Here is a 5082-nt window from a genome sequence, read left to right on the forward strand (position 1 = left end):
AAATATCCGCTAACTCACTGATGCAATGGGTTAAATCCGAGCTTGTGAGTCATTTTTACACGTATGTCGGCTGAACCCCTTCTTCAGCAGGCAAAGGCAAAACTTTGCGGACTTGGGTACCGGACTGTGCTTCTTCAATCGATCGACGCCGGCTGCGCTCTCGCTGCTTTTGCATCGCCATGCGGGCTTTCACGGTGCTTGCCTGAGCATCCTCTTTGAGCTTCGTCAGCCGCTCATAGGTCTCGAAGATCAGGTCCTCATCTACCTCGGCGCGACCTTCTCGCTTGAGCTGCACACGGATTTCGCGCAGTTCCCATAGCGTCATGTGGGGCCACGCCAAATTCCTGTAGGGCACTGCGTAGTACTGATCAGTATCGGGATCGAGAAACCAAACCACGCTGATATCCCGAGGATCCCGTCGTACTAAAAAACTCAGTGGCTTCTTGGTCTTGGGATCGCGCCGTCCGACCCATGGATCTAAAACAGGATCGTAGTAACGGATGCCGTCGATCGCCAGGCCGTAGGCTTGAACCGTGCGCTTCAGCACAGGCATGAAGTCCAAGCGCAGCCTTTTGGGGTCCGCAATTGGCGCAGGTAGACCACGCGCCGGCGTCGTACCGTCACCTAGCACACCAGCCTCAAACTGTTTGATTGGTGGCCGCTTGAGGCTTGAATGGACTGCCTGGTGATAGATGCCACAGATGTATTCGGCGACATACCGTTCGCACTCAGCGAAAGTCATGATGGCCTCTTCATGTGGCTTGTACTTGCCTCGCGCAGCAACGTTGGCAAATGTTGTGCCCGGGATCGTTTGGATCTCGGCATTGGTTGTGCCAATTAGGCGCTCGATGTGACCTCCCCAGTGCGGGGTCGCCACCATTCGCCATTCCAGGCGGAAGCCGTAGGCAGCGGAGGCGCGACTGATCATCTCACCGTGGAATTCCTTTCCGTTGTCGGCATGGACAGTGTCTGGGCGGCCATATATAGGCCACGGCGATGGGATGCCCATTTTCGCCAGCCAGCCTTCTTTGTTGAGCATGCCATGCACCAAGCACATGCCTACCGACACTTCACTGGGCTTGTCGAGCGACAGATGGAAGCCGGCGACGCAACGGGAGTACACGTCGATAGCTAACGTCAGCCAAGGGCGTCCGATATGGCGGCGGTACACGTCGTCGACGATCACCACGTCCATTGGCGTGTGATCAATTTGCCAGACCGCGTTAGGCCAATCCGCACCCTCAAAGCGCCCTGGGCGGGCGTCGAATCGGTCCTTGGCTGCTTTGCGACCCATGCGCTTTTCGACAACCTGCTTCTCAGCCAGACTGGCGATACGCCTTCGCAACGTGCTTTCGTTGGGTGGCTCCAGGTCCATGCGCCGACACCGCATGCGGACGTCTTGCATCAGCCGAGATGGCTTCAGCCGTTGCTGGGTTAAGAACAACTCCTGGATGCTCTGAGCAAGAACGGCCTCGACTTCAGGGCGCAGCCTGCTCTTGCCTCGCCCTCCGTTCGAGGGTTGAGGGGCAAGCGCGCTGATACTGCCTTCACGTCGCCAACGTTTGAGCCACCGATAGACCGTGACCACATCTACGCCCAGGTGGCTGCCTGCCTCAGCAACTAATGTCTTGCTTGGCCTGTCCATGTTGATCAACGGTGCAAGCACGGCCGCGCGGCGTTGAGCTTCTGCCCAAGCCTCTTGGCTCAGCGCCTCAAAACCGGAACTCTCGACAGAGCACTCGTCAGCCTCATCGTCCCCTCGGCGCATCTCTTCAAGCAGACGACCGACCTCCAAGCGCACAAGTCTCCCGTCGTCCGCCTCTCCTAGCACGGTCCCAAGGTCGACAAAGTGGCGTAGCCGGTACTCGGCGCCATCTAGACGGACCGTTGATCCGACGGTCAAAGGAGTCAGAACGTTAGCAGTCACACCAAATCACCGAAGTCATTGTCAGCTTGCTTGTGAGATCAGTCGCGATAGTCCGGTCCGCAACCAAACGCCAGAGTGTCGTCACAAGTCGTCCGCGAACCCACGGATCCTAGGAACAGGCCTCAAGGAGGCTGGCTGGCGTGGTCTCCCCTAGCACTTCAATGGCGTGCAGCAGCTGGAGAGCATCTTGGCTATTGGGGGGATCGCTCAGGTAAGGGAGCAGGAATTTCGCGTTGAACAGCGATTGGGTCCGAATGCGATCCTCGGTGATGAAGCGGAATTGCCAACCGCGTTCGCGTGCGTATCGGGTCGCCGCACGGTACCGAGGACGCAATTCCTCCCACTTACGGCGTAGCTCCTCCCGATACTTCACTTCGTAGAGGACCGTTCGGCCACCTGCTAGAGAGCGGTCGGAGCCCAGCCAATGCACGAGCACATCTGGCACATACGGACGCCCGTCGGGAACGGGAATCCGCACGGGCTGTGGATCCCACCCTGCTACGTCATTGCTGAACTCTAAAAGCGCAAAGAAATCCCGCTCCAACGAGGATTCGAAGCGCGCTGACGCCCCTTCGGACAGCTTCTGGCTAGGGATTAGACCGGTGAGTGCACGGCGGCCGAGGCCAATTTTTCGAGCGGGCGGCAAGCGTCTTGGGAACCCAGTGGCGTCACTTGGATCGAATTCGAACCTAGTGTCACCAACTTTGCCAGTGGGTTGCAATACCTTCGCTCGCATCTTGCAGCCCAAGCATTTGAGAGTGGGCTATACGGTTGCAAAGACTCTGCCAATTGTCAAAGGGGCTGTACCCCACTGCCCTGCTCTACGCAGGCTTCGTGCTGCTGGCGGTATATGGGTGGCGTAGCTGGAAAACCCAGCAGAACCAGAATTTGGCAGGCATTGCCTGAGCCACGTGCGGTTTGCGGGCGCGTTATTCTTTACCATCGCAGCATGCATCTCTTTCATCACACTGCCCTGCACATGCGCTGCGTCCGTCATCGGTGGATCGCCGCATGAGCGCGTCACGCCAACACGCCATCACCGAAATCATTTCCGCGCAGATCGCCGACGGCGAGTGGGGCCCGGACCAGCGCCTGCCCGTAGAGCGCGAGCTTGCCGAGCGCTTCGCCTGCACCCGCATCACCTTGCGCGAGGCCTTGCAGCAGCTGGAAGCGCAGGGCCGCATTTACCGCGAAAACCGTCGTGGGTGGTTCGTCAGCGCACCGCGCGTGCGCTACGACCCCACCAGCATCGCCGGCTTCATGCAGTACGTGGCCGCACAAGGGCGCAAGCCACGCACCGAGCTGTTGAGTGCCACCCGGCAGGCTGCCGGTGCTGCCTACGCCGCAGCGCTGCGGCTGGATACGCCCTATGAAGAGGTGTTCGTGCTGCAACGCCGGCGCTGGATCGACCGACGCGCGGTATTGCTTGAAACCAATGTGGTGCTGGCCGCGTGGGCACCCGGCCTGCTCGACCACGATCTGGCCGGTTCGCTGTCGAGCGTGTTCAATCAGAAACTGGGGCTGTTTTTGAGCCGCGCACAGGTGTCGATGCACCCGGCCGGCCTGGATGCCACGCAAGCCATGTTGTTGCAATCCACCACCGGCACGCCGTGCTTCCGGCTACAGCTGATCAGCTTTGCCGAAGACGGCCGCGCGGTGGAACTGGATATCGAATCCTGGCGTCACGACGCACTGGATGTGGTGGTACGCACCGAGGCGCCGACGCGCTCTGCTTCTTAAAAGCGGCTAACAAGACTACGTCACGTCAGTCACTGCACTGCGGCCTGGCTGCAGGGCCCTTGCCCGCCCACCATCGCGGGACACGCTGCAAGTACGTCCTTGTCAGCTCTTACGCGGCATCCATGCCGCGTAAGGTCCCGCGACGGCGGGCGGGCAAGGACCAGTAGAGATCGTCGGTGCGCGTAGCTCTTCTCAAAGCAACCAGCAAACTATCTGGTGCGGTGTCCTCGCCGATTGCGGGACCGTTGGCGGCATGGATGCCGCCATCGAGCCCCCAGGGAAGGGTTCACGGCGTGTCCCGCGAGCGGTGAGGGCACCGCGCCCTACACCCACTCGGCGTTTGACCTGGACTTCCGATAGCATCCACCAAAATACGGCCGACAAAGCCACTGCACTCACCGCACGGCGAGCAGTCGTCAGGTTGTATAGGACAGCGCTCAAGAAACGGCACTGTACGAGTGCACCGAACACCGGCCGCGCCCGCCTGGCGGTGAGCATGCCGCATTGGCAGCTGCTCTACGCGTCAAATAGCGTGCGCTATGGATCCGGCGGCGGCAACTCGGCCAGCAATTGTGCGAGTTGATCGCGCTGCGCGCGCAGCGGGTCGTGCATCAGGAAATTGGCTAGGCGCGCATGCCAAGCCGGCCAGCGGGTGGCCAGTGCATCCATGTCGCCATCGGCCGGGCGGCCTTCGTGCGGCGAGGCGACGAAGGCGGTTTCGCACAGGACGTTGCGCCATCCCAGCCCGCCCATGCGCAGGCTCAGATCGACCAGTGCGGCGTACCACGAGCCGTAACTGCTGGCATCCAGACCACCGGCCTTGCGCCGCGCACTGCCGCGCAGCAGCACTGCGTGGCCGGTGGCCGACGGTAGTTCCGGGTGCAGCGGTGGCATTGCGGCGCAGGCGGCGGCAAGCCGGTCCGGCGCGATGGGCATGGGGTTGAGTTCGCCCAGGCGTGGCCAGCTGCAGGCTTCGCCCACATTGCTCCACGGAGTGGCGGTGGCGATCGCGGCATCGCGTGCGAAAAATGTGGCCAATCAATCTGCGACTAGGGCTGAATGCCGCTTACACTCTTCTTACAATCAACAACCGCACTGGCCGCCCAACTCGGAAGAGTAGGCTGAGGCTTCCAGCTGCTATAACCCTTCAGCACACACTGAGAATATCCTTCAGCCACGGCCGCAGCCTCAGCACGAATCACTGCGGTATCGATTGCGTTACTTTCCGTTAAACCCTTATCAAATAAGGGATCAGTTGCCCATGAGAAAGTAAAGACAACCACTACCGGAATGAATTCACCAGGCTTTGTACAATTCACACTTGCTGAAGCGGCATAAGGGAACCTCGAACAACCAAGTCGTAGCCGTGGTGACACGCACTGGATGATGACCATACCTTCAAAAAATCAGCGATC

General features: G+C 60.2%; 3 protein-coding genes and 2 pseudogenes. 2 read left to right on the forward strand and 3 right to left on the reverse strand.

Going from position 1 to position 5082, the window contains the following annotated elements; all coding sequences use genetic code 11:
- Positions 1–55 precede the first annotated feature (55 nt).
- Positions 56–1795: a Mu transposase C-terminal domain-containing protein gene (locus tag XpopCFBP1817_RS19455; protein ID WP_128418347.1), complete on the reverse strand. Its 1740-nt coding sequence runs from the start codon at positions 1793–1795 to the stop codon at positions 56–58.
- A gap of 241 nt (positions 1796–2036) precedes the next feature.
- Complete coding sequence (locus XpopCFBP1817_RS19460) at positions 2037–2471, reverse strand: TnsA endonuclease N-terminal domain-containing protein (protein ID WP_158251329.1); 435 nt, start codon at positions 2469–2471, stop codon at positions 2037–2039.
- Positions 2472–2716: 245 nt separating this feature from the next.
- Here XpopCFBP1817_RS19460 and XpopCFBP1817_RS19465 point away from each other — a divergent pair.
- A pseudogene (locus XpopCFBP1817_RS19465) lies at positions 2717–2833 on the forward strand (nicotinamide riboside transporter PnuC); the annotation flags it as partial.
- A gap of 105 nt (positions 2834–2938) precedes the next feature.
- Positions 2939–3667, forward strand: a complete 729-nt coding sequence (locus tag XpopCFBP1817_RS19470) for a UTRA domain-containing protein (protein WP_128418349.1) — start codon at positions 2939–2941, stop codon at positions 3665–3667.
- A gap of 537 nt (positions 3668–4204) precedes the next feature.
- Here XpopCFBP1817_RS19470 and XpopCFBP1817_RS19480 read toward each other — a convergent pair.
- Positions 4205–4693: pseudogene (locus tag XpopCFBP1817_RS19480) on the reverse strand (glycosyltransferase family 2 protein); the annotation flags it as partial.
- Positions 4694–5082: the final 389 nt, after the last annotated feature.

This window comes from Xanthomonas populi (genome assembly GCF_002940065.1).
GTDB classification, from domain to species: domain Bacteria; phylum Pseudomonadota; class Gammaproteobacteria; order Xanthomonadales; family Xanthomonadaceae; genus Xanthomonas; species Xanthomonas populi.